Origin of the sequence: Skermanella mucosa, assembly GCF_016765655.2 — a bacterium.
GTDB lineage: Bacteria > Pseudomonadota > Alphaproteobacteria > Azospirillales > Azospirillaceae > Skermanella > Skermanella mucosa.
In genome coordinates, this window is record NZ_CP086106.1 from 2,077,388 (window position 1) to 2,103,179 (window position 25,792).

A 25,792-nucleotide genomic window follows, 5' to 3' on the forward strand; every position below is an offset into this window, starting at 1 on the left:
ATCGCGGCGTCACGGCCTCTCTGGACGGGCCGTGATGACGCGCACCTCGACCATCGTCTCCAGCGGCACCTGTTCGCGGGATAGCATCCGGTTCGCGTAGGTGACGCCCAGATAGCCCTGGCGGCCGGCCTGCTGATCGATGGTCGCGACCAGGGCGCCGCTCTTGACCGCCTCGACGGCGTCGTTCAGGGCGTCGTATCCGGCGATCCTGACATCCCGCCGGCCGGCTTCCTGGATGTACCGGGCGGCGCCGAGCGCCATCATGTCGTTGGCGCAGAACAGCAGCGAAATGCCGGGTTCGCGCTCGAACATCGACTTGGCGACGTCGTATGCCTCGTCGATCTTCCAGTCCGCGCTCTCCTGGGCGACCACCGTGATCGCCGGGTTGGCCGCGAAGGCCCGCAGGGCGCCGGCCTTGCGGGCCTCGGCATTGGCGGCGCTCCGGATGCCCTCTATGATCGCGGCCTTCGTCGGCACGGAGACGTTCTCGGCCAGGACCATCCCGGCCAGGTAGGCGCCGTTCTCGTTGTCGACGCTGATGAAGGGCACCCGGGCCATCCCGACCTTCTGCGCGAACTCGGCATCCAGGCGGTTGTCGATGTTGACCACCGCCAAGCCAGCCGCCTGGGCACGCTTGAGCACCGGGATCAGCTTGACGCTGTCGCCCGGCGCGATGACGATGGCGTCGACCTGCTGCCGGATCAGTTCCTCGACGATGGCGACCTGCTGCTCGATGGAGGTCTCCTGCGCGGCGGTCTTGACCAGCAGCTCGATCCCGAGTTCCGCCTCGGCTACGCGCGCGCCCCGCTCCATTTCGATGAAGAAAGGATTGGTCAGGGTTTTCATGACCAGGGCGATCCGGCGTCGTTCCGGCACGGGATCGGCCGGCTTGACGGCGCTTTCCTTCCGGTCGGCGATGGAGCCCTTGTCCGCGGGCTTGGGGTCGTCGCAGGCGGCGAGCCAGACGGTCGCGAAGACGGCGACGAGGATGCCGCCCATGGCCCTCGCGGCGGCCCTCAGCAGCGGACACGGTTCCCGGTACGGGGTCGTGGCGGCGGAAGTCCCTGCGATGCCCATCGTTGATTCTCCATCCGGGTCGGGCGCGGGCCTGCGGCGCCCCGAGTTGAACCTGCCGGCCGGCCCGAGTCAGGATCAATCTGGCGGGCCGCCCCTGCGAGACTGAACGCATCGCGTTCAACGATCATGTCGCCCTCGCGCGGAAAACGTACAGCGGGGCCGAAACAAAACCAATCCGGATCATGGCGGAAGATCGAGGCTTGCCGGCTGGGCGGGTTCGCCCCGCGCCGGCTCGGGCTCCCGCCGGCCGAGCGTGGCCGAGATCTGCAGCAGGCGGTCGCGGAGCAGCGCCGGCCGGATCGGCTTGGTAAGGAAGGCCGAGACTCCCGCGGCGCGGGCGAGTTCGACGAGCTTGGCCTGCGCATGGGCGGTCAGGAATATCACCGGGATCCGGGAAGGCGGCGCCTGCGGCGGGACGACGCCGGCGGGCCTGCTGCCCGCGCGGAGATGTCGCAGGAACTCGATCCCGTTGACGGGGGACATCTGGATGTCGCTGATGATGATGTCCACGTCGGTGGTCGCCAGCATCTCCAGCGCGACCCCGGCGCCGTTCGCCTCCGCGATGGTGCGCACGCCGAGGTTCCGCAGGATCGACAGGATCAGGTTCCGCGTGAAAGCATCGTCCTCGACGACCAGTAGGCTGATTTCATCGAGTCTCAGTCCGGCGGTCATGGGCGTTCACTTCGCGATGGTGTGACCCCCGACGTACTCCCCATGGGGTAACGCCTGCAGGGTTCCATAGCTTTACTTTACAATGCGATCCGGTTCCACGGTTGAGTTGGGCGCCCCGGTACACCTGGGGCATGGTGCCGCTGGCGCGCGCTCCCGGTTGCGGAGTTCCGGGAAATGCACGCAGTGTCGGGCACGCATGACGACATGCGGCGGGATGGCATGGGAACGGGCGGCGGCATGCGCGATCGGGGACCGGGAGACTTGATCCGGGCCGGCGGACTGGCCGTGGCGCTGACGGCCTACGGCCTGTTCGGCGCTCCCACACCGCCCGGCGTCGGCTGGACCGAGATGGCCGTGGCCGCGGGACTGGCCTGCACCCTGGGGGTGGTCCGTCCCCTCTGCGTGGGGACCGGCCTGATGCTGATCGCACCGTCAGCCAGGCTGCACGAGGTCGTGGGCACGGCAGCCTTCCTCTATCTCCTCTGGGTCCCCTTGCTGGGGGCCGTGTTCGCCGGCGCGGCGCCCGAGGATGTCGTGCGCGACATCGTGCCGCTGGGCTTCCTGTTCCTGCCGGTGCTGCTGGCCCCGGCGGGACCGCTGACAGGCCGTTTCCTGCCGATCGGCCTGGCAGGGGTCGGCCTGCTGTTCGCCATCCGCTGGTGGTGGCCAGCCGTCGACATTGCGTCGGTCGGGCGGACCGTCATGGCGGAGGGCGATCTCTATCTTCTGAACAGCCCGGCCGTGCTCTTCACGGCGGTCTGGCTGCCTCTGGAAGGGGCGGCGAGGCTGTTCCGCCGGCCGCGCCCGGGATCGGCGGTCCTCGCCATCGCGGTGTCGGCCCTGTTGGTCGCGGCGGGGGCCGTCGCCGCGGCCGCGCTCGCGGGTGCCGTCCATCGCGCGGCGGTGCTGATCGCGGCGGCCACGGTCGCTTGCCGGATCCTCGTCCTGGGGCGGCGGACCCCGCTGGTCCTGGCGACCGTCGCCCTGGCGGCCGGCGGGGTCGCCGCCATGCTGCAGGACACGATCCTCGGAACGGCCGCGCAGATCGCCTGGAAGACTGAAACCTACGGACTGAACGAACGGGCTTCCGAGGCGGTGGCCGTCGCCGATCATATCGGCTCCTCTCCCGCATCCCTGGTGTTCGGCGCAGGCTGGGGAGCCCTGGTGCGGAACCCCGCGGTCGGGGAGATGTGGGTCTCCTACACCCATTCCTTCGCGACCTACATGCTCCTGAAGACCGGCATCGCCGGCGCGGTGGCGGTCCTGGCCTATCTTCTCTCGCTCCTGCCGCCGCTGGTCGCGCTCATGAAGCGGGAACCCACGCTGGCGTTCGGCCTGCTGCCATCCCTGGCGCTCGGCCTGTTCGCCCATACCAGCTTCAAGTATCTCTGCTTCGGCCTGATCCTGTCGATCGTCACCGCCCGGACCGGGCAATATCGCGACACCGGGACTTAATCTTCTTGCCTGCCCGACACCGGAATGCTTCTGTATGCGTGTATCGGAGCGGGTTTGGATCGCATCGGATGTGCAAGCCGTCCATCCTTTTCATAAATCGTGTGTTTCCGCCGGATCGCGGAGCAACCGGCCGTTGCCTGCATGACCTCGCAGCGCGGTTCGCCACGCGCGGCTGGCGGGTCTCGGTCCTGGCGTGCGGAGCTCCCGATGCACCCTCGGACGCTCCCGAGGGGGTCTCCGTCACCCGGGCGGGAGACCGCGTCGGCGGCTCCGGCCCGAACGGCGTCGGCTACCTGTCGGCCCTGCATCGCCTGTACCGCGCGGCGTCGCGGATACCCCGGCACGACCTGGTCGTCACCATGACGGACCCGCCCATGCTCGCGGTGCTCGGGCCGCTACTCGGCCGGCGCTGGGGATGCGGCGTCATCCATTGGTCCCATGACCTCTATCCGGACCTGCTGCCCGTCATCGGCGCCCGGCTGCCTCGGCCGGTCCTGTCGCTGCTGCACCGGGCGGCCACGGCGGCACTGCGCCGATGCGACGCCGTGGTCGCGATCGGCTCCTGCATGGCGGACCGGCTTTCCGGCAAGGGCATACCGGCCCAAAAGATCGTTACGATTCCGAACTGGCCCGATCCGGTGATCCATCCGATCCCTCGGGATGGCAATCCGGTCCGGGCCGCGCTGGGCCTGGAGGGCCGCTTCTCGGTGGCCTATTCGGGGAACTTCGGGCTTGCCCACCCGCTGGACGCGGTGCTCGAGGCCGCCTCCGTCCTTGCCGTGACAGCACCCGACGTCGCGGTTCTGCTGATCGGGGAGGGGCGGGGGCTGCCGCGCGTGAGGCGCATCCTCGAACGGCAGGCTCCGCCGAACCTGCGGCTTCTGCCCCTGCAGCCGTCCGGAACCCTTGCGGCCAGCCTGGGCGCTGCCGACCTGCATCTCGCCGTCATGGACAGGCGCTCGGAGGGCATGCTGGTTCCCAGCAAGGTATCCGGCGCCCTCGCCGCGGGCAGGCCCTGCATCCTGCTCGGCCCCTCGGCGAGCGCGGCGGCACGGATGCTGGTGGAGAACCGGTGCGGCGCCGTCCTCGACCCCGACGATGCGGAGGGGCTGGTGTCGGAGATCCTGTCCCATGCCCGCGACCCCGTTTTCCACGCGGCGGCCTGCGAACGGGCGCGGGCGACGGCCGCGCTCTGGTCCGCCGATCGAGCCGCCGACGCCTTCCTGAACGTGGCGGCCTCGGCCGTCCGCACGGTCTCCAGGGGAGAGACGGTGCGACCGCCGGCATCCCGCTGCATGACCGCCGGCGGCTGACATGTCCCTCGACACGGACCTGATCGGCCCCCTCGGGGAAGTCCAGAAACTGCTGCGGAACGGCGTGAAGATCGCGCTCGCCGGCCGCCGCCTCGTTCTCGGCGTCACCGTTCTCTCGGCGGTCTGCGCCGTGCTCGCGCTGCGCCAGATCGAGCCGGTCTTCACCGCCACCCTGGTCGTCGGGCCGACCGCCGCGGGCGGACTGCTCGGCCGCGCCGCCCCGCTGCCGGCGATCCCGCCCGGCAGCGAGACTTCGACGATCCCGGGGGCCGGCGAGACGATGTCGAACTACGAGCGCTTCCTCTACGAGGTCACGTCCTTTCCCGTGGCCGAGGAACTCGCAGCCGCGCCGGAGATAATGCACCGTGCGTTCGAGCCCATGTGGGATGCCGACGCGGGATCCTGGGTGCCCGACGACTCGCCCGTGGCGCGGCTGCGGCGCTTCTTCAACGAACTGGTCGGCCGGATCCCCTGGACCGAGCCGGACGGCAGGACCCTGGTGCGATACCTTCAGAAAGAGGTGCGGGTCCAGCAGGTCGGCACCACGCCGCTCCGCCGGATCATCTACCGGCATGCCGATCCGGAGTTTGCCCGCCTTCTGCTGAACCGGCTGTATGCCACCACCGAACGGCAACTGCGTTCCATGGCGGTCCGGGACAATGGCAGGATGATCGGCGAGATCTCCCGGAAGATCACGGTCACGCAGGATCTCGGGCATGTCGAGGCCCTTCGGTCCCTGCTGATCTCCCATGAACGGTTCGCCATGATGATGGATGTCGACCTTCCCCTGGCCGCGAACCTGATTCAACCGGCCATGGCCGAGGCCGTGCCGGACACGCCCGATCCGGTCGTCGTCGTGGCGATCGCCGCCGCGGCCGGGTTCGTGGCCGGACTCTGCCTCGTCTTCATCCGAAGCGCCGATCTGTCCGAATTCGTGAAGGCGGCAGGACGGTGATCCCCGTCACCGCCATCGTCATGACGCGCGACGAGGCGGCCAATATCCGCATCTGCCTTCATGCGCTCCGCCGGTTCGACGAAGTCTTCGTCGTCGATTCGGACAGTGGCGACGGTACGGCCGCACTGGCGGAGGAACTGGGAGCACGGGTCGTGCCGTTCCGGTGGAACGGCAGCTATCCCAAGAAGAAGCAGTGGTGCCTGCAGACGCTTCCGTTCCGGAATGACTGGGTGCTGTTCGTGGATGCGGACGAACGGGTGTCCGACGGACTGGCCGACGAGATCGCACGCCTGATGGAAACCGGACCGCGGGCGGCCGGATACTTCATCGCCGGACAGCCGGTCTTCGCGGGGAAGCCACTGAGGTTCGGTGCCTGGAACCGCAAGCTCGTCCTGTTGAACCGGTACCGGGCAGCCTTTCCGCCCTTTCCCGACCTTGACGTGGAACGCATGTGGGAGGTCGAGGGTCACTACCAGCCTTCGCTGGACGGGCCGGCGGGAAGTCTGCGCGGCCGGATGATCCACCACGATGCGAAGCCTCTATACGCATGGTTCGACCGGCATAACCGCTATTCCGACTGGGAGGCGGCGCTGATCGCGGACGGCCGCATCCGAGTGCTGGCGGAGCGCGAGAAAGGGACGCGTCGCCTGCTCAAGCGAATTCTCCGCCGGCTGCCGGCGCGCGGCCTGTCGGCTTTCCTGCACAGCTACGTGCTCTGCCTGGGCTTCCTCGACGGGGTGGACGGCTGGAACTATGCCGTCGCCAGGGCTTTCTACTACTGGCAGATCGCGGTCAAGGCACGGGTCCGGCGCGGCGGACCCGTGCTCTAGCCGACGCTTCAGGGACCTGCCGTATCGCTATCCTTGGTTTCTCCTCCGAGTGCCTTGATCAATTCAAAGGCACGCCGCCGGACGGTCGGATCGCTGATGCGATAGTAGGCGCGGACGAGTTCAAGCGTCTCGCGCTTCGCCATCGACTCGAATTCGTCGGTTTCGGTCGGCTCATGGATGACGTCGGCGCCTTCGGGCAGCGGCTGCCCGGTCGGCATGTCCTCGAAGAAGAAGCCGACGGGAACGTCGAGCACCAGTGCCAGATGATACAAACGGCTCGCGCTGATACGATTGGCGCCGCGCTCATACTTCTGTAACTGCTGGAAAGTGATGCCGACCGCCTCTCCGAGCTTCTCCTGGCTAAGGCCCAGCAAGGTTCGGCGCAGTCGGAGTCTCGCCCCGACATGAATGTCGATTGGATGGGGCCCTTCACCGCGACGCGATATCGTGTTCGCAGTTGCGGGTTGGGACTTTTTCGATTTCATCTTCTACCCCTGAGTACTTGCCCGGCGATTAAGGTGTAGCGCACAAATTTAGATTTCAAAAGGACTTATATGGCTCAAATGTCAAGACCTTTCGCGTGCATGATGTCGAGTACGGTGCAACCTGTCGAGCGTACCCTCATCTGGTTAGGGAAATGGAATAAGCGTAGTACAGGTCTCGCTCATACTACACGTGTGAGTGGTGCCTTGGCTACTCGTACATCCGGCGGCATCGATAAATTTCGTAAAACACCGGAAATCCGCGGCGCGTGAGCATGGCCAGATATTGCACCACCATTATTAAAAAGCAGGAAATGACGGAAAGGCGAAGGTAGCGACGGCGAATGCGGGTCTGGTCGCGCCGCCCGACCGAATGCATCACATAGGACAGACCGCCGGCTGCAAAAATGACCAGAGGCTCACGCAAGCGGACGACTCGGGGATTTACGGACAGCGCCGAGATCGTGAACGCATAGTCCGCTCCAACCGTGAACGACAGGTCGTAGCGGAGGTCGGCGACCGCCAGACGCCGATAGACCATGGCCTGGTGATGGGTGAACATGCCGTACCAGACGGTCCGGTGCGATCTGGCCGGCTTCAGCAGCAGGGTCCCCCCGGAGGTGCGCTCCAGGGCGTCGCAGTACAGGAAATCGGGCGAGGCGCTCGCCCGTATCTCCGCCGCGAGCCGCCCCAGGCTGTCGGGCGACGCCAACTCGTCGCCGGCGTTGAGGAACAGCAGGTAGTCGCCGGTCGCGGCGGCCATGCCGATGTTCATGGCATCGTAGAGGCCCTGGTCGGGTCCGGAGCGCCACCACGCGATCTCGGGGGCGAAGCGGACGATGTCGTCGCGGGTGCCGTCCTCCGACCCGCCGTCGACGACGATCCAGGCGAAATCCCGAAAGGATTGGCGGCGCAGGCTCGACCTCGTCCGCCTCAGTCCCTCACGGTCGTCGAGCACCACCGTGACGATGCTGAACAGCGGAGGGGGCGATGCGTCGTTTCTCATCGGTCGGTCAGCACGAACACGGCCGCCGCGGCGACGGCCAGCTGACTCAGCAGGCCGCCGACATTCTGGGTGAACCGGAAGAAGTGGAACGGCTCCGGGTCCCGGGGCACGATGATGGTCGATCCGGGCACCAGGGTCGTCTGCTCGTGGTTCCAGAAGCTGATCTTGAGGGGCTGGGCGCTGCCGTCCGGCTTCAGCACGAACGCGCGCGACGAGTCGGCGTACTGGGTCATGCCGCCGGCTTCCCCGATATAGTCGTCCGCGTCCTTCGCGGGGGAGAATTGCAGGCTGGCGGGGGCGAGCACCTCCCCCGTGACGGTGACGGTCAGCGGGCGCTTCGGAAAGAAGATGCGGTCCCCGGGTTCGAGAACGATGTCCAGCTCCGGGCGGAGCGCAAGCCTTGCCGGGTCCGCCTCAACCGTGATCCGCCCGATGGGCTGGGCATCGCGGAACTCGCTCGACAGGGTGCGCGCCCGCTCGATCTGCGCGGCCGGCGGCGGGTCCGGCCGCGCCAGGACGACCGAGATGTCGCGCTCGATGTTGCGGGCGATGGCCGCGAAGGACTCGGCCTGCTGGCGGCGCACGCTCTCCCGCGCGAAGATCGCGCCGGCCGGATATGCCTGATCCGTCAGCCCGCCGGCCCGCTTCAGCAGGGACGACAGTCGCTCCCCGCGGATCACGTCGAAGCTGCCGGGGCGCTTGACCTCGCCTTCGATGGTGACGGCATAGGGCTCCCGGTCGCTGAAGAGGGGGTCGACCCGGACGGAGTCGCCGGGACCGACGGCCGCCGCGAGCCCGTTGGCCGCGTCGAGGGATACGACCCGCCGGGCGCTGGTCACGGATCCGGGATCTCCCGTCGGTTCCCGGGCGGTGATCTCCACGCTGTTGCGGTCAGCCATATCGTTCAGTCCGCCCGCCGCCGAGAGGAGCAGGTCCAGGCCGACGCTTCCGTCGACCGGGTAGGCGCCCGGTTCCCGGACGGCGCCCCGGACATCGACGGAACGGTCGGCCAGCAGGGTCAGGAGGGCAGGAGGCGCCGTCTCGCCGGGAACGGCGCCCGCGCCGGCCGGTGCCGGTCCGGCCGGGCCGGCTCCTCCGGGGAGCACGCCTCTGGACGCCACCGCCGACCGGATCTCCGCGAAGGAGAACAGCCTCACCGTGTCGCCGTCGGCGAGCGGGCGGTCCGATATTCCCTGGATTATCTCATGCGGCGAAAAGGTGATCAGCCGCCCGGTCAGGCGCCGCCGGTCATATCGCTCGATCACGCCGAACAACGGGTATAGCCCGTTGAGCGCCTGGCTGCTGTCGCCGAGAAGCGAGCGTAGCGACGGCGCCTGGGACAGCAGCCGCGTGCCCGGAAACTTCGCGTGGCCTGCCAGTTCGATCCGGGGCGAAACCGGGTCGACGATATCGCCGCCTTCGGCACCCGCCGCGGCGGAGGCGCTTCCCCCGCGCGATGCCGCGTTCGACACCACGCCAAGACCCTGCGGGCCGCCGCCCGCCGCGCGCGACAGGGTGGCCAGATCCGACCGGTCGGCCGCCGGGTATAGACCAGGCCTGAGGACGCCCCGCATCAGCACCGCATGTTCCATCGCGAAGGCAAGCAGGTCGGGGTGATCGTCGAAGACCCGGGGGCACGGCATCGTCGAAGGCGCCAGGTCCTTCGCGGCCCGGGCCAGCGGCCCGCGGGCAAGCACGCCCTTCGGATCGCCCGAAAGCCGGCGCGCCAGCACCTCGATGCCCGCGCACTCCGCCGGATCGCGGCTCCGGCCATCCCGGCGCAACAGGTCGAGGACCGGTCGGGAGGACAGGAATCCGACATCCGACGATCCCAGCACGATGAGGGTATCATCGCCGCCCAGGAGCCGGTCGGACCTCCCGTCCAGGACCGCCTGGAGATCGACCGGCGACAGCACCCTCGCGAGGCTGCCGGGATCGGTGGTCTCCAGTGCCGCGAAGGGCAGGTAGGGGTCGGGGAGCAGGTCGACGGAGCCGATCAGCGATGCCAGGCTCTCCGCCTCGGCCAGGGCGCGCGGTCCCGGCTGTCGCACATGGCCCGTGATGGTCACCGTTCCCCGTCGATGGTCGCGGGCCGGGCTGACGATCAGCAGGTCGCCGGCCGCGACGGGCCGGGCATCGGGTTCCCCCGGATCGCGGATCGCCTCGTCCGGCGCCTCGGCCCCGTCGATACCCAGGGCGAATCGGACGATGCGGACCGGCGCCGGCTGGATCGGACCACCCGCCAGGGCCAGGGCGTCGGTTACGGACATCGGCGCGCCGTCCGCCTGCGCGGCGGGAGGGAGTTCGTAGATTCCCGGGCGCTTGACCTCGCCGGCGACGGCGACGGTGGGGCCGATCGGCGGAACCACGATCCGGTCGCCGTCCCGCAACGCGGGGTCCGAGCCGTCGAGACCCTGGAGCAGGCCGTAGAAATCCACGGTCCGGGAGGTGCCGCCGCGGATCAGCAGGATGGTCCGCAGGCTTCCGAGGCGGTCCACGCCGCCCGCCGCAAGGAGAGCGTCGAGCAACGTTCCGGAACCGGATACTTCGTGCCGCCCCGGAGACTTGACGGCCCCCGTGACCATGATGCCCATCCGGCGCATGCCTTCCAGGGACAGGAAGGCCTCGTGTCCGGCCATGCTGAGCGTCACTTCCGCTTCCAGCTGGCGGCGAAGGTCGGCGATCGTTCGGCCGGCCGCGCGCAGGGGGCGCAGATGGTGGAGAACCACGTCGCCGTTGGAATCCACCGCGTACCGGCGGCTCGACGGGTAGGCCGCCCCATGGATGGTTATCCGCAACTCGTCGCCCGGGCCGAGCAGATAGTCGTTCTGCGCGGTGCCGAAGGACGGGGGAACCTTTCCGGGCCTCGGGTCGAAAAGGTCGTAGCCATACAGCTTCAACGGAGTCCCGGCACGGCGGCCGAAAGCGGCCTCGATCGGGCTGACGGGGCCGGCCGATTCCGTGGGCAGGCGTCCGCCGGCCGCGTTCCGGTCGGCCCCGATGGCAGATCCGACAAGGCACAGCAAGGCCAGCGCCGACGGTATCAACCGGGCGGTAATCCTGCACGCAGCAGCAAGCATAATCCGTTGTTCATCTACAGGGGTGCATCGGAAGCATATATGCAACCGCATGCAATGCGCAGACTATCGCATGCTCTCCATGGGGAGGCAACCGGCGACGGAGGCTTACTGGTGGTTACAACAAGGGGGTCCGTTGAGGTGCGACGGAGGAATGGGCCGCGGCCATGGATGCGGCATTTCCGCCCAACAGTCGGCCACGGCCATTCCGGATCGATCCCGGCGGAGCGTCAGCGCCGGATCTGACGGTGGCCGTCGAGGGTCAGGATCGGGTCGTAAAGCTCGGGACGGCGGTCACGGAACAGCCCCCAGGAAGCGCGCGCCGCCCGCAGCCGGTCGAGATCGAACGTGGCCGTCAGCACCGCTTCCCGGTCCCGAGGCGCTTCGACCACCTTCTCGCCCTGCGGGCCGGCGATGAAGGATGATCCATAGAAGGTGATGCTCGAATTCTCGGCCTGCTCGACCCCGATGCGGTTGCTGGCGACCAGGGGCATCAGGTTCGCGCCGGCATGTCCCTGCATCACCCTCTGCCAGTGATCCCGGCTGTCGATGCCCGCGTCCTGGGGCTCGGAGCCGATCGCGGTCGGGTAGAACAGGACCTCCGCCCCCATCAGCGCCATGCAGCGCGCCGACTCGGGGAACCACTGGTCCCAGCAGATCGCCGCTCCGATCGTCGCATAGCGGGTCTTGAACACCTGGAAGCCGGTGTCCCCCGGATTGAAATAGTATTTTTCCTGGTATCCCGGCCCATCGGGGATATGGGACTTGCGGTAGGTCCCGAGCATCCGGCCATCGGCGTCGATCATGGCCAGGGAATTGTAGTGGGCATTGTTCGCCCGTTCGAAGAAGCTGACCGGAAGCACCACCTGCAGTTCCGCAGCCAGTGCGCTCATACGCCGCAGGACGGGATGATCGTCGACCGGAGCCGCCAGCGCGAACAGTTCCTGTTTCTGATCCTGGCAGAAATAAGGTGTTTCAAACAGTTCCTGGAGCAGAATGATCTGCGCGCCCTCGCGCGCGGCATGGCGCACGAGCCGTTCCGCCGTCGCCACATTGGCTTCCCTGTCCCAGGTGCAACTGGTCTGGGTCGCGGCAAGTGTCACGTTTCTCATCATTCTCCTCACGAAACGATCGGGCCCGCGGATCGATGGGCCGGGTGGAAAGCCGGTCAACAGATGGGGGCAGGTGCCTGCGGATGTTAGAGGGCTTGCGGGAGGACCGCCGACGACAAATGCCGAGGAAGCTCCGGAAAGGCGCCGGACAAGATCCGGGAGCCAGCGGCAGGCCATCCGCTCTAGCTTCGAAATCTCAGCTAATTTTCTCCAATTAAGAGAGAGTTTACGGACTGGCGATACGGTCCCGCGTGTCACGGCAATAGATGAGAAGCCACTACATCACATAAGTACGAAGTAGTCTATTCGTTCGATATCTAATTAATCATCCGGCTGGTCGCCTCGGGTGAAGTAGTAAGTTGGAGAGAGAAAAAATATTATCGATGCTGCTAATCTTTCTCTAAAAACGATTGGCCACGATGCACAGTGATGCCATTATGCAGTAATTGCTCACGGGGTTGGCGGATCGCGAGCCGTCAGGTGACGGCGAAGGTTCCACCGACGAGGTGGCGTACGGCGGTCCAGGCGGATTGACCTTGCCGACGCGCCGTTCCTGTCACGGATCGATACCCGGCGTGGATGCCGGGTCCCCAGTCGGATCGGAAGCCGTTGGTGACCTTGCGGAAGACCACGGACGGGCGAATTTCCTGCTCGCTGGCGTTGTTGGTCGGCGGCACGCGGCGGTCGGCGAGGAAGACGAAGAACTTGCCGCGCCATGCCTTGACCAGCCGCTGCAACTCGCGTCCGGCCGGATGGGCGGCGGGGGTACCGACCAGGGCATCGAGGCCGCGCTCGGCCTTTGCGGCGTAGGCGGCAAGCGTGCTGTCCTTCAGGCCCGGTCTTCGTTTGCCGACGCGGATGGCCCAGAGCAGGTGATCGCGGATCCTGGGTGCGACCATGGTGTCGCCGCAGTCGATGGCGTACTGCACGTCCCTGAGAACGTGGGCCAGGCAGACCTGGTGGACCCGTCCCAGTTCCTGCTGCCCGGCGTAGCGGTCGGAGATCCAGACCTCGGGCCGATGCCCGCCCAGGATCCCGGCGGCCACCGCCCGGGCGCGGCTGGGGGCGATGGTGTGCAGCACGGCTTGCCCGGAATGGAACACCCATTGCCAGTGGATCACGCCGTTGACCCGCGTCGTGGTCTCGTCCGAGGCGATGACGGAAGCCCCCAGGAGTTTGGCCTTGATCGCCGCGCAGGCCGTGTCGAACGCCGTGCCCATGCGGCGCAACGCATTGGCGATGGCGCCCTCTGAGATCGTCAGTCCGAACAACTCCTCCAGCATCCGCGACAGCCGCTCGAAGCCGACATGATGGCTGTGGTGCAGATAGGCCAGCAGTGCCCGGATGCCCGGTCCGAACGGGGTGCCCGGCGGCATGGCGGCGGGCGGGGCGGCCCGGTAGCGCCGCCCGCAATCGCCGCACCGGCCGCCGAACAGCTCGACCCGCGTCACCACCGGGCGGATCACCGGAAGGTCGATGTGGTCGTAGCGGTGCCGGCACCGCTGGGCGCTCTCGGGCACCGCCGTCCCGCAATGCGGGCAGCCCTCGACCAGGCGGCGCTCGGTCCGGTCCGGATCGTCGGCCAGCGGGCGCGATACTCCGGGGCGCGACGGCCGCGGCTTGCGCCGGCGCTTGGCGTCCGCCGTACGCGACGCACCGCCGGGGCCGTCCTGCGACGGCGGAATGTGCGAATTGGCCGACGTCTTCCGCGGCTTCCCGATCAGCGCTTCCAGTTCGGCAACCCGCGCCGCCAGACGCTCGATCAGCGCCGCCTGCTCGACCAGCAGGGCGTCCTTCTCAGCCTCACTCAGACGGTAACGCGGCGGTTTCTCCATCCCATCCTTGACTCATATTCCAAGCCGCAGCGCAACCCTTTTCGCCAACCCCGTGAGCAATCACATTATGCAAAGGGGCTCAACAAGCAGTTATTTTCGGTCGAAAGTATTTGACGAGTATCCGCCGCACCATAGGTAAGAACTATGGATGCAAAAACAGTTACGCCGCCATGGAATATGAGAGAATCTTTACATGCCCGAAAGTTTCGCGAATTTTGGCCGGAAAATCCAGTATGCGTCCGAAAGGCCGCACGGACAGTCAAATCCGCAGAGCGACAACAGTGTCGGCTATGTGGTGAGGGATGTTCACCGGGCTTTCTCACGTTCATTGCAGGCCAAGATCGCTGCCCATGGCGTAAGCATGGGACAATGGTTCTTTCTTCGTGCCTTATGGGATGAGGATGGACTTACGCAGCGCGAACTCAGCCAGCGAGTCGGCATGATGGAGCCGACTACTGTCACGGCCCTGAACAGCATGGAAAGGCGGGGCCTCGTGGAACGAGTCCGCAATCCCCATGACCGCAGGAAAGTCAATATTTACCTGACTCCCAAGGGACGCGGCCTTCGCGACGTCCTGTTGCCCTGCGCGGCGGATGTCAGCGAACAGGCGACCCGCGGCATCGAGCCCGCCGATCTGGCCATGGCGATCGACGTCCTGCACCGCATGATGATCAACCTCGGCGAGAACGGCGAAGGTCTCTGACATCGGGCCGGCTTCGGCCGTCGTTGTCGGCGGATCAGTCTTCGTCGTCGGGCGAGTGCGCCGGCATCGCGGCGCCGTCGAGGCGCGCGCCCTCCAGCTTCACATCCTTGAGGTTGGCGTCGATCAGGATCGCATCGGTCAGGTCTGCGAAGCTGAGATCGGCGCCGGTAAGATTGGCTCCGCGCAGGTTGGTCCGGCGGAGACTGGCTCCGATGAGCTTCGCCTCGCTGAGGTTGGCGGGCCACATCCGCCCGGTCGCCTTGCCGGTAGGGCCCTTTATATCGACCGATCCCAGTTCCGCGCCGTCCAGTCGTGCCCCGCTGAGATCGCTGCCGCGGAAATTGGTGCCGTCGAGCGTCGCATTCGACAGATTGCACTCCCTGAGGTCCGCGAGCGAAACGTCGGACATGACCAGCAGCGCCTCGGAGACGTTGGCGCCGACCAGCTTGATGCCCTTCAGGTTGGCGCCGGACAGGTTTACCCCGGTCAGGTCGATATGGGCCAGGTCCTCGGACTGCAGGTCGGCGCGCTGGCCGGTGGCGCCGTTGCTGTTTATCCAGTTGTAGTGCCCTTCGAGGCTGCGCTGGATCCTCAGCGAGAAGTTCTCCGCCGCCCGGGCGATGTTGGCGCCGGTGCAGTCCGCGCCGGACAGATCCACTCCCTCCAGCTTGGCTCCCAGCAGGTCGGCGTTCTTGAGGATCGCTCCCGCGAGGATGGCGCCGGCGAGGTTGCAGTCGCGCAGCACCGCCCCCGACAGGTTGGCGCCGCTGAGATTGACGCCCTTCAGGTCGGCCCTGGAGAGATTGGTGTTCTTGACATTGGCCCCGCTGAGATTGACGCCGGTCATGATCGCGCCCTGGCAGTCCGCCCCGGACATGCTGACTTCCGACATGTCGGCGCCCGACAGGTTGGCCCGGGACAGCATGGCGTCGTCGAAATTCGCTCCGGTCAGGTCGGACTTGAGCACCTGGGTGCCCGAAGAGCGGCCATCGAGCAGGGCGCCGCCCCGCAGGTCCGCCTCGCGGAGGATCGCGCCCTTCAGGCGGGCGCCCCGCATGTGTGCCCCCCTCAGGTCGGCGCGGTAGAAATTGCAGCCCGACATGTCGGCCTTGGTCATGTGCGCCGCGAACATGTCCGAATAGCTCAGGTTCGCCTTGTTCACGTCGCAGCCCGACATGTTGGCTCCCGACAGCTTCGCCGACTGCAGGTTGGCGCCGGCCAGATGCATCCCCTGGAGATCGATCATCGCGAGATTGGCGCGGACACCCCCGGCCCGTTTGCTCAGCCAACGCTCATGCTTGTCGAGGATGGCGACCAACTCGTGTGGGGTCATGAAGTGGTCCGTTCGAAATGGGGAGTGCGGGACAGGTCGCGGCTGGGTGGCGGGATCGAGGCTGAGCGGCGTTCCCCGGTATAAGACGCCGGTCGGCACTCTGCCGGAAAGCGGTTAAGATCAGGTTGCCGAGCCTGGATGCGCGCCCGAAACCGAGACGGCCCTCCCATAAGCGGGTTGACGAACCCCCGGAATCGATGAACACCTCGGGGCTGTCGGCCGTTATCGTGGCGGAAACCCCGGTCGGGGCCTTCCATGACCCTGGATGCAAGGAAGCGGAACATGCCGTCAGGACACACCGTGGTCGCGTTCGATACCGAACTGACCACGCTGCACAGGAAGATCGCCGAGATGGGCGGCCTTGCCGAGGAGCAGTTGATGCGTGCCATGGAGGCCCTGGTCTCCCGCGACGAGAACCTCGCGAGCAGCATCATCGGCCGCGACGCCGAGATCGACCGGGGCGAGGCCGAGGTGGAAGCCCTCGCGGTGCGGGTCCTTGCCTTGCGCCAGCCGATGGCGAAGGATCTCCGGCAGGTCATCACGGCGCTCAAGGTGAGCAACAACCTGGAGCGGATCGGCGACTTCGCGAGCAACTGCGCCAAGCGGGTGATGGCGCTGTCGCAGGTGCCGCCGACGGGTCCGATGAAGTCCCTGAACCGCATGGGGGTCACCACCGCCGGCATGGTCCACGACGTGGTGAAGGCCTATGTGGACGAGGATTACGATCTCGCGATGGCGGTGCGGGACCGCGACGCCGAGGTCGATGCCGTCTATACCAGCCTGTTCCGGGAGCTGCTGACCTACATGATGGAGTCGCCCCAGCAGATCACCGCCTGCACGCACCTGATGTTCATCGCGAAGAACCTGGAGCGCGTCGGCGACCACGCCACCAACGTCGCCGAGACCGTCTGCTTCCTGGTCAAGGGCCGCTTGCCCGGCGAGGAGCGGATGAAGGAGGACCTGAGCAGCTTCACGGTGGTCAACCCCCGCGAGCCCCAGGGATAGCCCCGGGGGCGAACGGCCAGCGCCGCCCCGGCGGGGCGATATCCCCGCGGAGCGCCGGATGTCCTTTCGCACTGCAACGGAGCGCGGTATCATGCCGCATCATTGGTTTGGCGGGACGACGCTGCATGAAATCTGCCGATAGTGCCCGCTCTTGACCATGGCGCCGGATACCTCGCTTCCCACCGCCGCACTTTCCTCCCGAAACGAGCAGCCCCGCCTGAAGATCCACGGCGCGGCCCGGGTCCGATTCGAGCATCGGGCCGGGACTACGCGGCTCGCCAACCTCTATCACCACGACCCGCTGCGGGTGCTTTTCCCGAATCCCCGGGCCGGCGACCTGCCGGTCGCCACCCTGGTCACGACGTCCGGCGGGCTGGTCGGCGGCGACCGGCTGGACATCGCGGTCGAGATCGGGCCCGGCGCCTCCGCGCTGGTCACGACCCAGGCGGCCGAGAAGATCTACCGGTCCACCGGTGCCGACGTGCAGGTGTCCGCCGACGTCACGGTCGAGCCGGACGGCTGGCTCGAATGGCTGCCGCAGGAGGCGATCCTGTTCGACGGCGCCCGGCTGCGCCGCGCCACCACCCTCCGCCTCGCGGGCTCCGCGCGCCTGATGGCAGGCGAGCTCCTGGTGTTCGGCCGGATCGCGCGCGGCGAGCGATTCGCCCGCGGGCTCGCGCGCGACGCCTGGGAGGTCCGCCGGGACGGCAGGCTGGTCTGGGCCGATGCCCTGCACCTGGACGGCGACATCGCAGGCATCCTGGATCACCCCGCCTGCTTCAGGGGGGCCACCGCCTATGGCACGATCCTTTATGCCGCACCCGACGCCGCGCGGCATCTGGACGCCGCGCGCGGCATGATCGACACTGTGGTGTCGGAGGCGCCGCCCGGCGTTCTCGCCGCCGCGACCTGCCTCGACGACATGCTGGTCATTCGCTGGCTTGGCGACCGGGCGCACCATGTGCGGCGCGCCTATGCCGGTTTCTGGGCCGGGTTCAGGGCTCACGTCGCCGGGCTGCCGGCGCGTCTGCCCCGCCTGTGGGACGTTTGAGAGGTGCTGCGCATGATGCCTGGGACGATGCAAGTAGGGACGGAGCCATGAACCTTTCGCCGCGTGAGAAGGACAAGCTGCTGGTCGCCATGGCGGCGATGGTGGCACGGCGCCGGCTGGAGCGGGGCGTCAAGCTGAACTATCCGGAGGCGATCGCCCTGATCACCGATTTCGTCGTCGAGGGCGCCCGCGACGGCCGGAGCGTCGCCGAGCTGATGCGGGACGGCGCGGAGGTGCTCACCCGCGACCAGGTGATGGAGGGGATCCCGGAGATGATCCACGAGATCCAGGTCGAGGCCACCTTCCCCGACGGCACCAAGCTCGTCACCGTCCACCTGCCGATCCGCTGAAGGAGGCTGCCATGATTCCCGGCGAGTTGCTGGTCCGGTCCGGAGAGATCGACCTGAACGAGGGGCGGGAGACCGTCAGCCTGGACGTCGCCAACACGGGCGACCGCCCGATCCAGGTCGGTTCCCACTATCACTTCTACGAGACCAACGGGGCGCTGTCGTTCGACCGCGAGAAGGCGCGCGGCTTCAGGCTGGACATTCCCGCCGGCACGGCGGTCCGGTTCGAACCCGGCCAGACCCGCACGGTCAACCTTGTCGCCTATGCCGGCAGCCGCGAGGTCCACGGCTTCACCGGCCGGATCAACGGCAAGCTCTAGCCCGGAAGTCCCCCCGTCAGGTTTCCATCCATCCTGGGAAAGCGTCCGCCATGGCCTATCGCATCGACCGCTCCGACTATGCCGCCATGTTCGGCCCCACCACCGGCGACCGCGTCCGCCTCGCCGACACCGAACTGATCGTCGAGGTCGAGGCGGACCACACCGTCTATGGCGAGGAGGTCAAGTTCGGCGGCGGCAAGGTGATCCGGGACGGCATGGGCCAGTCCCAGGTGACCCGCCAGGGCGGCGCCGTCGATACCGTCATCACCAACGCGCTGATCATCGACCATTGGGGCATCGTCAAGGCGGACATCGGCATCCGGGACGGCCGGATCGCCGCCATCGGCAAGGCCGGAAACCCCGACGTGCAGCCGGGCGTCACGATCGTCGTCGGCCCCGGCACCGAGGTGATCGCGGGCGAGGGGAAGATCGTCACGGCCGGCGGCCTCGACGTGCATATCCACGCGATCTGCCCGCAGCAGGCGGAGGAAGCGCTCTATAGCGGCGTCACCACGCTGATGGGCGGCGGGACGGGACCGGCGGCGGGGACCTCCGCCACGACCTGCACGCCGGGGCCGTGGCACATCGCCCGCATGCTCCAGGCGGTCGAGGCGCTGCCGGTCAATTTCGGACTGTTCGGCAAGGGCAACGCCAGCCAGCCGGCGGCCCTGGTCGAGCAGGTCAGGGCAGGGGTGTGCGCGCTGAAGCTGCACGAGGACTGGGGGACGACGCCCCAGGCCATCGACACCTGCCTGGGCGTCGCCGACGACATGGACGTCGCGGTCGCGATCCATACCGACACGCTGAACGAATCGGGCTTCGTCGAGGACACCATCGCGGCCTTCAAGGGCCGCAACATCCACGCCTTCCATACCGAGGGCGCCGGCGGCGGCCACGCGCCGGATATCATCAAGCTGTGCGGCCTGGGCAACGTGCTGCCCAGCTCCACCAACCCGACCCGGCCCTTCACGGTCAATACGGTGGACGAGCACCTGGACATGCTGATGGTCTGCCATCACCTCGACCCGCGCATTCCGGAGGACGTCGCCTTCGCCGAAAGCCGCATCCGGCGCGAGACGATCGCCGCCGAGGACATCCTGCACGACCTCGGCGCCTTCTCCATGATCTCCTCGGACAGCCAGGCCATGGGACGGGTCGGCGAGGTGATCATCCGGACATGGCAGACGGCCGACAAGATGAAGCGCCAGCGGGGGGCGCTGCCGGAAGAGCGGGGCGACAACGACAATTTCAGGGTCAAGCGCTACATCGCCAAATACACCATCAACCCCGCCCTGACCCACGGCGTGGCGGACCATGTCGGCTCTGTCGCGGTCGGCAAGCTGGCGGACCTCGTGATCTGGTCGCCGGCCTTCTTCGGGGTCAAGCCGGACATGATCCTGAAGTGCGGCATGATCGCCGGTGCGGTCATGGGCGATCCCAACGCCTCGATCCCGACGCCCCAGCCTGTCCATTACAGGCCCATGTTCGGGGCGATGGGCCGGGCGCTCACGGTCAGTTCGGTCACCTTCGTCAGCCAGGCCGGGCTGGAGAACGACCCGGCCGCCCGGCTCGGCCTGATGCGGCCGCTGGTGCCGGTCCGGGGCATCCGCTCCGTCGGCAAGAAGCAGATGGTCCACAACGACATGACCCCGGTTATCGAGGTCGATCCCGAGACCTACGAGGTCCGGGCCGACGGCCAGCTCCTGACCTGCGAGCCCGCGGACGTGCTGCCGCTGGCCCAGCGCTACTTCCTGTTCTGATATCCGCTTTTCCGGGACCCCGCATGCTCCGCCGCGCCACCCGAGTCCACGCCGCCGGCCACTGGCCCGCCGACACCGCCGCCGGTACCGTGACCCTCGCCTTCGACGACCGGTTCCGCCGCCGGATCCAGCTCAACGACGATTCGGGCGCGCCGTTCCTGCTTGATCTCGCGCGCGCCGTCGTCCTGAACGACGGCGACGCCCTGGAACTGGACGACGGCACCTGCATCGCCGTGCGCGCCGCGGACGAGGATCTGGCCGAAGTGACCTGCGCCACCCCGGAGACCCTGGCCCGCATCGCCTGGCACCTGGGCAACCGGCACCTTCCGGTCCAGATCGCGGGGGCCGCCGTGCGGCTCCGCTGGGATCATGTCATCGTGGAGATGCTGGAGGGGCTCGGCGCCGACGTGGTCCGGCTGCGCGCCGCCTTCACGCCGGAAGGCGGAGCCTATGCGCATCATGACCACTGAGCCCGCGACCACTGAGCCCGCGACCACTGAGCCCGCGACCACTGAGCCCGCGACCGCCGAGCCTGCCGCCGGGCCCGTGGATCTCCGGCATCTGACGCGCCTGCTCGCCTGGATGTCGCCGGGCTTCCCGATCGGCGGCTATACCTACAGCCACGGCATCGAGTTCGCGGTCGAGGCAGGACGGGTCCGGGACCGCGAATCGCTGGTTTCCTGGATCGAGGCGATCCTGCTGCACGGCGCGGGATGGACCGACGCCGTCCTGTTCACCGCCGCCGCCCGCGCGGTCGCGCAGGGCGACGAAGCGGCCCTGCGGTGGGCGGCGGAGCGGGCCGGCGCGATGCGCGGCAGCAGCGAGCTGGCGCTGGAGAGCACCGCCCAGGGAACGGCGTTCCTCTCGACGGTGAAGGCGACTTGGCCGCCCCCCGGGCTGGACCGCTGGGTGGGCGTGATCGCCGCCACCGGCCGGCCGCCGGCCCACGCGGTCGCCGTGGCCGTCGTCACCGCCTGCGCCGGCATGGACGCCGAGGCGGCGCTGTGCGCCTTCCTGCATGGCTTCGCGGCGAACCTCGTCTCCGCCGGGGTGCGGCTCGTCCCGCTCGGCCAGACCGACGGACAGCGCGCGATAGCGCGGCTCGACCCGGTCCTGCACCGCGTCGCGTCCGATGCCCTGGCGGCCGATCCCGCCGACCTGGGGTCCAGGGCGCCCCTGGTCGACTGGGCCGCCATGTCCCACGAAACACAGTATACGAGGTTGTTCCGCTCATGAGCCAAGCTGCCGAAACGGCGTCCATCCAACCCGAACCCATCGTCCGCTCGCACACCGGTCCCCTGAGGGTCGGCATCGGCGGTCCGGTCGGCTCGGGCAAGACCGCGCTGGTCGATGCGCTGTGCAAGGGCATGCGCGATGCCTGGGAGGTCGCCGCGATCACCAACGACATCTATACCCGCGAGGACGCCGAGTTCCTGACCCGGAGCGGCGCGCTGGACCCGTCCCGGATCCTGGGGGTGGAGACGGGCGGGTGCCCGCACACGGCGATCCGGGAGGACGCCTCGATCAACCTGGCGGCTGTCGACCAGCTGAACGCGCGGTTCCCCGACCTGGACCTGATCTTCGTCGAATCGGGCGGCGACAACCTGGCCGCCACCTTCTCCCCCGAGCTGGCCGACCTGACCATCTACGTCATCGACGTGTCGGCCGGGGACAAGATCCCGCGCAAGGGGGGCCCCGGCATCACCCGCTCCGACCTGCTGGTGATCAACAAGATCGACCTGGCGCCGCTGGTCGGCGCCAGCCTGGAGGTGATGGACCGCGACGCCCGCCGGATGCGCGGCGAGCGGCCGTTTCTGTTCAGCAACCTGAAGAGCGGGCAGGGGCTGCCCGAAATCATCTCCTTCATCGTCCGCGCCGGCGGTCTGCCGCCGCCGGGCTGAGCACCCCTTCGGTCGAGGGGCAAGGAACACTGCGGCCTGTCGACTTGTTTCTCCGGCGGTTATCTCGAACCGAAATGGAGAGGCGAGCGTGAACAAGGTCATCGACGATATCTATGAGAGGGTGGCCGGCGGGGAAGAGAACCTTTCCCAGGTCGAACGCTGGACCTCGATGCTCGGCGGCGTCGTCCTGGCCGCCGCCGGTCTGCGCCGGGGCGGCGTGCAAGGCGCCATCATGGGCGTGGCCGGCGGCTTGCTGGCAGCGCGCGGCATGAGCGGCCATTGCGCGATCAAGGCCATGATCAACGAACGCTCCGGCCACGACGAAGGCATGTATTCCGGGGATTTCCTCGAATCGGAACGCCGCCGCGCCGACGATCGCCTGGACCGACCCTGGAACCGGGTGGACGAGGCGGCGGACGAGAGTTTTCCGGCCAGCGATCCGCCGTCCTACACGCCGGGCCGCGCCTGACCCGTCCGGCACACGCCCATATCCGACGCCTGATGCGCGCCGGCCTCGCGAGGGGCCGGCGCGCATCGTTTCTGCAACCGGTATTACCAGTGCCCAGCCTTCGTATCCTGCTTATATTTCAAGCATTTCCGGAATGATCGACTGTTCCGTAAACACTATGAAATTGTCATTCATGTGTGCTAAGTTGCATTCGCCTGTGTAGGGAACGGCTCGTTCCGTCGCAGGACACCGCGTCGCGGACAGAACCATAATTCGGTCCCGAAGGGGCCGAACGCGACGCACGTGTGAACCGGGGGAGGCGAATGCAGGGCGAGAACATACTTGAAACCCGAAATCTGACGAAGGAATTCAAGGGTTTCATCGCGGTCAAGGACGTCAACCTCCAGGTCCGCCGCGGCAGCATCCATGCCCTGATCGGCCCGAACGGGGCGGGCAAGACGACCGTCTTCAACCTGCTGACCAAGTTCCTGACGCCGAGCGGCGGGCAGATCCTGTTCAACGGCAACGACATCACCCGGGTCAAGCCGGCCGACATCGCCCGGCGCGGGCTCGTACGCTCCTTCCAGATCAGCGCCGTCTTCCCGCACCTGACCTGCCTGGAGAACGTACGCGTGGCGCTGCAGAAGCGCCTGCGCGGCGACAGCTTCGACTTCTGGCGCTCGGAGAAGGCGCTGCACGCCCTGAACGGCCAGGCCGAGGCGCTGCTGGACTCGGTCAACCTGGCGGCCTACCGCGACACCGCCGCCGCCGAACTGCCCTACGGCCGCAAGCGCGCGCTGGAGATCGCCACCACGCTGGCGCTGGAGCCCGAGCTGATGCTGCTCGACGAGCCCATGGCCGGCATGGGCCACGAGGACATCGACCACACCGCGGCGCTGATCCGCAAGGTCTCGGCCAACCGCACCATCCTGATGGTCGAGCACAACCTGTCGGTCGTGTCCGACCTGTCGGACAAGATCACGGTGCTGCGCCGGGGCGAGATCCTGGCCGAGGGGCCTTACGCGACGGTGTCGAAGGACCCGCAGGTGATGGAAGCGTACATGGGGACGGGACATGCCTGACGGGGCCGCGACGACGACGGGGATGCTGGAGATCCGGGACCTCCACGCCTTCTACGGCGAGAGCCACATCCTGCACGGGGTCAGCCTGGACGTCCGGCGGGGCGAGGTGGTGACCCTGCTGGGGCGCAACGGCGCCGGCAAGACCACGACGATGCGCTCGATCATGGGCATCGTGGGCAAGCGCACCGGCTCGATCCGGCTGAACGGGACGGAGCTGGTGGGTCTTGCGTCGAACCGGATCGCCCGGCTCGGGATCGGCTACGTTCCGGAGGAGCGGGGCATCTTCTCCAGCCTGAACGTGGAGGAGAACCTGATGCTGCCGCCGACGATCAAGCCGGGCGGCATGGACGTGGAGGCGATCTACCGGCTGTTCCCGAACCTGAAGGAGCGGCGCAAGAGCCAGGGGACGCGGCTGTCGGGCGGCGAGCAGCAGATGCTGGCGATCGGGCGGATCCTGCGCACCGGGGCCGACCTGATCCTGCTGGACGAGCCGACCGAGGGCCTGGCGCCGGTGATCATCCAGCAGATCGGGCGGGTGGTGCGGGAGCTGAAGCAGAGCGGCTTCACCATCCTGCTGGTCGAGCAGAACTTCCGCTTCGCCGCCACCATCGCGGACCGCCACTACGTGATGGAGGAGGGGCACATCGTCGACATGATCCCGAACGACCAGCTCGAAGCCAACATGCACAAGCTGCACGAATATCTCGGCGTCTGATCCGGGCGCCGGGAAGCCGGACAGGCTGAACCGGGCGGACGCCCGGACAACGATCAACAACAATGATGAATAGGGATGCTGAACATGCTCAAGAAACTTCTCGCCGGCACCGCCACGCTCGCCCTGGCGGCCGGCGCCGTCACCGGGGCCGCCCAGGCCCAGATCTCCGGCGATACCGTCAAGATCGGCGTCCTGACCGACAAGTCGAGCCTCTATGCCGACGTTTCGGGTGAGGGCTCCGTCGTCGCGGCCCAGCTGGCGGTGGAGGAATTCGGCGGCAAGGCGGCCGGCAAGCCGGTCCAGGTCATCTCGGCCGACCACCAGAACAAGGCCGACATCTCGTCGAACATCGCCCGGCAGTGGTTCGATACCGAAGGCGTCGACGCCATCGCCGATCTGGTCACCTCCTCGACAGCGCTCGCGGTGCAGGAGGTCGCTCGCGACAAGGGCAAGGTGACCCTGATCTCCGGTGCCGCGACCTCGCGCCTGACCGGCGACGCCTGCTCGCCGACCGGCTTCCACTGGGCCTACGACACCTACGCCCTCGCGGTCGGCACCGGACGCGCCATGGTCCAGGAAGGCGGCAAGACCTGGTTCTTCCTGACCGCCGATTACGCCTTCGGCCATTCGCTGGAGGCCGACGTGACCCGGGAGGTCAAGGCGTTGGGCGGCGAGGTCAAGGGCAGCGTCCGCCACCCGCTGAACAACTCCGACTTCTCGTCCTTCCTGCTCCAGGCACAGGGATCCGGCGCGCAGGTCATCGGCCTCGCCAATGCCGGCACCGACACCACCAACTCGATCAAGCAGGCGGCCGAGTTCGGCATCACCAGCTCGGGCCAGTCGCTCGCCGGGTTGCTGCTGTTCATCTCCGACGTGGACTCCCTCGGGCTCCAGATCGCCCAGGGCCTGTCGCTGACCACCGGCTTCTACTGGGACATGGACGACGAGACCCGCGCGTGGTCGGCCAAGTACGAGCAGAAGACCGGCAAGAAGCCGACCATGGTCCAGGCCGGCGTCTACTCCTCGGTCCTGCATTATCTGCGCGCTGTCGATGCGGCCGGCACCGACGAGGGGCTGAAGGTCGCGAACAAGATGAAGGAACTGCCGGTCAAGGACATGTTCGCCAAGAACGGCAAGATCCTGCCCAACGGCCGCATGGCCCACGACATGTATCTGGCGCGCGTGAAGCAGCCGTCGCAGTCCAAGGGACGCTGGGATTATTACGACATCCTGCGCACGATCCCCGCCGACGAGGCTTACCAGAAGGCCGAGCTGAGCGGCTGCCCGTTCACCAAGAAGTGAGTCGCGGTCGA

Annotated in this window: 25 protein-coding genes; 17 read left to right on the top strand and 8 right to left on the bottom strand. The window is 67.6% G+C overall.

Annotation, left to right across the window (positions count from 1 at the left end; all coding sequences use genetic code 11):
* Nucleotides 1–9: 9 nt before the first annotated feature.
* Nucleotides 10–1,077, bottom strand: coding sequence for a sugar ABC transporter substrate-binding protein (locus JL100_RS09420; RefSeq protein WP_202683352.1), 1,068 nt, complete (start codon nt 1,075–1,077; stop codon nt 10–12).
* A gap of 180 nt (nt 1,078–1,257) precedes the next feature.
* On the bottom strand, nt 1,258–1,749 hold the full coding sequence (locus JL100_RS09425) for a response regulator (protein ID WP_202683351.1): 492 nt from the start codon (nt 1,747–1,749) through the stop codon (nt 1,258–1,260).
* Between the two features lie 183 nt (nt 1,750–1,932).
* On the opposite strand from JL100_RS09425, the gene JL100_RS09430 reads away from it, so the two are divergent.
* From JL100_RS09430 to JL100_RS09445, 4 genes are all read left to right on the top strand, one after another.
* The gene (locus JL100_RS09430; protein WP_202683350.1) at nt 1,933–3,204 is read left to right on the top strand and encodes a hypothetical protein; all 1,272 of its coding nucleotides are present in this window, start codon (nt 1,933–1,935) and stop codon (nt 3,202–3,204) included.
* A 68-nt stretch (nt 3,205–3,272) separates the two neighbouring features.
* Entirely contained in the window at nt 3,273–4,517 is a 1,245-nt protein-coding gene (locus JL100_RS09435) for a glycosyltransferase family 4 protein (RefSeq protein WP_202683349.1), read from the top strand.
* 1 nt (nt 4,518) lies between these two features.
* Nucleotides 4,519–5,472, top strand: coding sequence for a GumC domain-containing protein (locus JL100_RS09440; protein WP_202683348.1), 954 nt, complete (start codon nt 4,519–4,521; stop codon nt 5,470–5,472).
* Nucleotides 5,469–6,302 carry a glycosyltransferase family 2 protein gene (locus tag JL100_RS09445; RefSeq protein ID WP_202683347.1) on the top strand — a complete coding sequence of 278 codons (834 nt, stop codon included), beginning with the start codon at nt 5,469–5,471 and terminating at the stop codon, nt 6,300–6,302. Before JL100_RS09440 ends, JL100_RS09445 begins: the two co-directional genes overlap by 4 nt.
* An 8-nt stretch (nt 6,303–6,310) precedes the next feature.
* On the opposite strand, the gene JL100_RS09450 is transcribed toward JL100_RS09445, so the two are convergent.
* From JL100_RS09450 to tnpC, 5 genes are all read right to left on the bottom strand, one after another.
* Complete coding sequence (locus JL100_RS09450; protein WP_202683346.1) at nt 6,311–6,787, bottom strand: helix-turn-helix domain-containing protein; 477 nt, start codon at nt 6,785–6,787, stop codon at nt 6,311–6,313.
* 208 nt (nt 6,788–6,995) lie between these two features.
* Entirely contained in the window at nt 6,996–7,790 is a 795-nt protein-coding gene (locus JL100_RS09455) for a glycosyltransferase (RefSeq protein ID WP_202683345.1), read from the bottom strand.
* Nucleotides 7,787–10,837, bottom strand: a complete 3,051-nt coding sequence (locus tag JL100_RS09460; protein WP_202683344.1) for an SLBB domain-containing protein — start codon at nt 10,835–10,837, stop codon at nt 7,787–7,789. Before JL100_RS09460 ends, JL100_RS09455 begins: the two co-directional genes overlap by 4 nt.
* A 260-nt stretch (nt 10,838–11,097) precedes the next feature.
* Nucleotides 11,098–11,979: an N-carbamoylputrescine amidase gene (gene aguB / locus JL100_RS09465; RefSeq protein ID WP_202683343.1), complete on the bottom strand. Its 882-nt coding sequence runs from the start codon at nt 11,977–11,979 to the stop codon at nt 11,098–11,100.
* 476 nt (nt 11,980–12,455) lie between these two features.
* On the bottom strand, nt 12,456–13,814 hold the full coding sequence (gene tnpC, locus JL100_RS09470; RefSeq protein WP_202685838.1) for an IS66 family transposase: 1,359 nt from the start codon (nt 13,812–13,814) through the stop codon (nt 12,456–12,458).
* A gap of 193 nt (nt 13,815–14,007) precedes the next feature.
* Between tnpC and JL100_RS09475 the strand changes: the two genes are divergently transcribed.
* Nucleotides 14,008–14,517 carry a MarR family winged helix-turn-helix transcriptional regulator gene (locus JL100_RS09475; RefSeq protein ID WP_202685688.1) on the top strand — a complete coding sequence of 170 codons (510 nt, stop codon included), beginning with the start codon at nt 14,008–14,010 and terminating at the stop codon, nt 14,515–14,517.
* Between the two features lie 34 nt (nt 14,518–14,551).
* Here JL100_RS09475 and JL100_RS09480 read toward each other — a convergent pair whose 3' ends face one another.
* Entirely contained in the window at nt 14,552–15,850 is a 1,299-nt protein-coding gene (locus JL100_RS09480) for a pentapeptide repeat-containing protein (protein ID WP_202685687.1), read from the bottom strand.
* Nucleotides 15,851–16,132: 282 nt separating this feature from the next.
* Here JL100_RS09480 and phoU point away from each other — a divergent pair, with 282 nt between their 5' ends.
* From phoU to JL100_RS09540, 12 genes are all read left to right on the top strand, one after another.
* On the top strand, nt 16,133–16,855 hold the full coding sequence (gene phoU, locus JL100_RS09485) for a phosphate signaling complex protein PhoU (RefSeq protein WP_202685686.1): 723 nt from the start codon (nt 16,133–16,135) through the stop codon (nt 16,853–16,855).
* Nucleotides 16,856–17,012: 157 nt separating this feature from the next.
* Entirely contained in the window at nt 17,013–17,906 is an 894-nt protein-coding gene (locus JL100_RS09490; protein ID WP_202685685.1) for an urease accessory protein UreD, read from the top strand.
* A gap of 47 nt (nt 17,907–17,953) precedes the next feature.
* Nucleotides 17,954–18,256 carry an urease subunit gamma gene (locus JL100_RS09495; RefSeq protein ID WP_158045833.1) on the top strand — a complete coding sequence of 101 codons (303 nt, stop codon included), beginning with the start codon at nt 17,954–17,956 and terminating at the stop codon, nt 18,254–18,256.
* Between the two features lie 11 nt (nt 18,257–18,267).
* On the top strand, nt 18,268–18,573 hold the full coding sequence (locus tag JL100_RS09500) for an urease subunit beta (protein ID WP_202685684.1): 306 nt from the start codon (nt 18,268–18,270) through the stop codon (nt 18,571–18,573).
* A 50-nt stretch (nt 18,574–18,623) separates the two neighbouring features.
* Nucleotides 18,624–20,333: an urease subunit alpha gene (ureC, locus tag JL100_RS09505; protein ID WP_202685683.1), complete on the top strand. Its 1,710-nt coding sequence runs from the start codon at nt 18,624–18,626 to the stop codon at nt 20,331–20,333.
* A 23-nt stretch (nt 20,334–20,356) separates the two neighbouring features.
* Nucleotides 20,357–20,803, top strand: a complete 447-nt coding sequence (locus tag JL100_RS09510; RefSeq protein WP_202685682.1) for an urease accessory protein UreE — start codon at nt 20,357–20,359, stop codon at nt 20,801–20,803.
* Nucleotides 20,793–21,569: an urease accessory protein UreF gene (locus JL100_RS09515; protein ID WP_202685681.1), complete on the top strand. Its 777-nt coding sequence runs from the start codon at nt 20,793–20,795 to the stop codon at nt 21,567–21,569. The genes JL100_RS09510 and JL100_RS09515 overlap by 11 nt, the downstream gene beginning before the upstream one ends.
* Nucleotides 21,566–22,234, top strand: a complete 669-nt coding sequence (gene ureG / locus JL100_RS09520) for an urease accessory protein UreG (RefSeq protein WP_202685680.1) — start codon at nt 21,566–21,568, stop codon at nt 22,232–22,234. The genes JL100_RS09515 and ureG overlap by 4 nt, the downstream gene beginning before the upstream one ends.
* Nucleotides 22,235–22,322: 88 nt before the next feature.
* Nucleotides 22,323–22,703: a YgaP-like transmembrane domain gene (locus tag JL100_RS09525; protein WP_228421161.1), complete on the top strand. Its 381-nt coding sequence runs from the start codon at nt 22,323–22,325 to the stop codon at nt 22,701–22,703.
* A gap of 302 nt (nt 22,704–23,005) precedes the next feature.
* Nucleotides 23,006–23,764, top strand: a complete 759-nt coding sequence (locus JL100_RS09530) for an ABC transporter ATP-binding protein (protein WP_228421162.1) — start codon at nt 23,006–23,008, stop codon at nt 23,762–23,764.
* Nucleotides 23,757–24,479 (top strand): ABC transporter ATP-binding protein, encoded by a 723-nt coding sequence (locus JL100_RS09535; RefSeq protein ID WP_202685844.1) that lies wholly within the window; start codon nt 23,757–23,759, stop codon nt 24,477–24,479. The genes JL100_RS09530 and JL100_RS09535 overlap by 8 nt, the downstream gene beginning before the upstream one ends.
* Nucleotides 24,480–24,563: 84 nt before the next feature.
* Nucleotides 24,564–25,781, top strand: coding sequence for an ABC transporter substrate-binding protein (locus tag JL100_RS09540; RefSeq protein WP_202685825.1), 1,218 nt, complete (start codon nt 24,564–24,566; stop codon nt 25,779–25,781).
* Nucleotides 25,782–25,792: the final 11 nt, after the last annotated feature.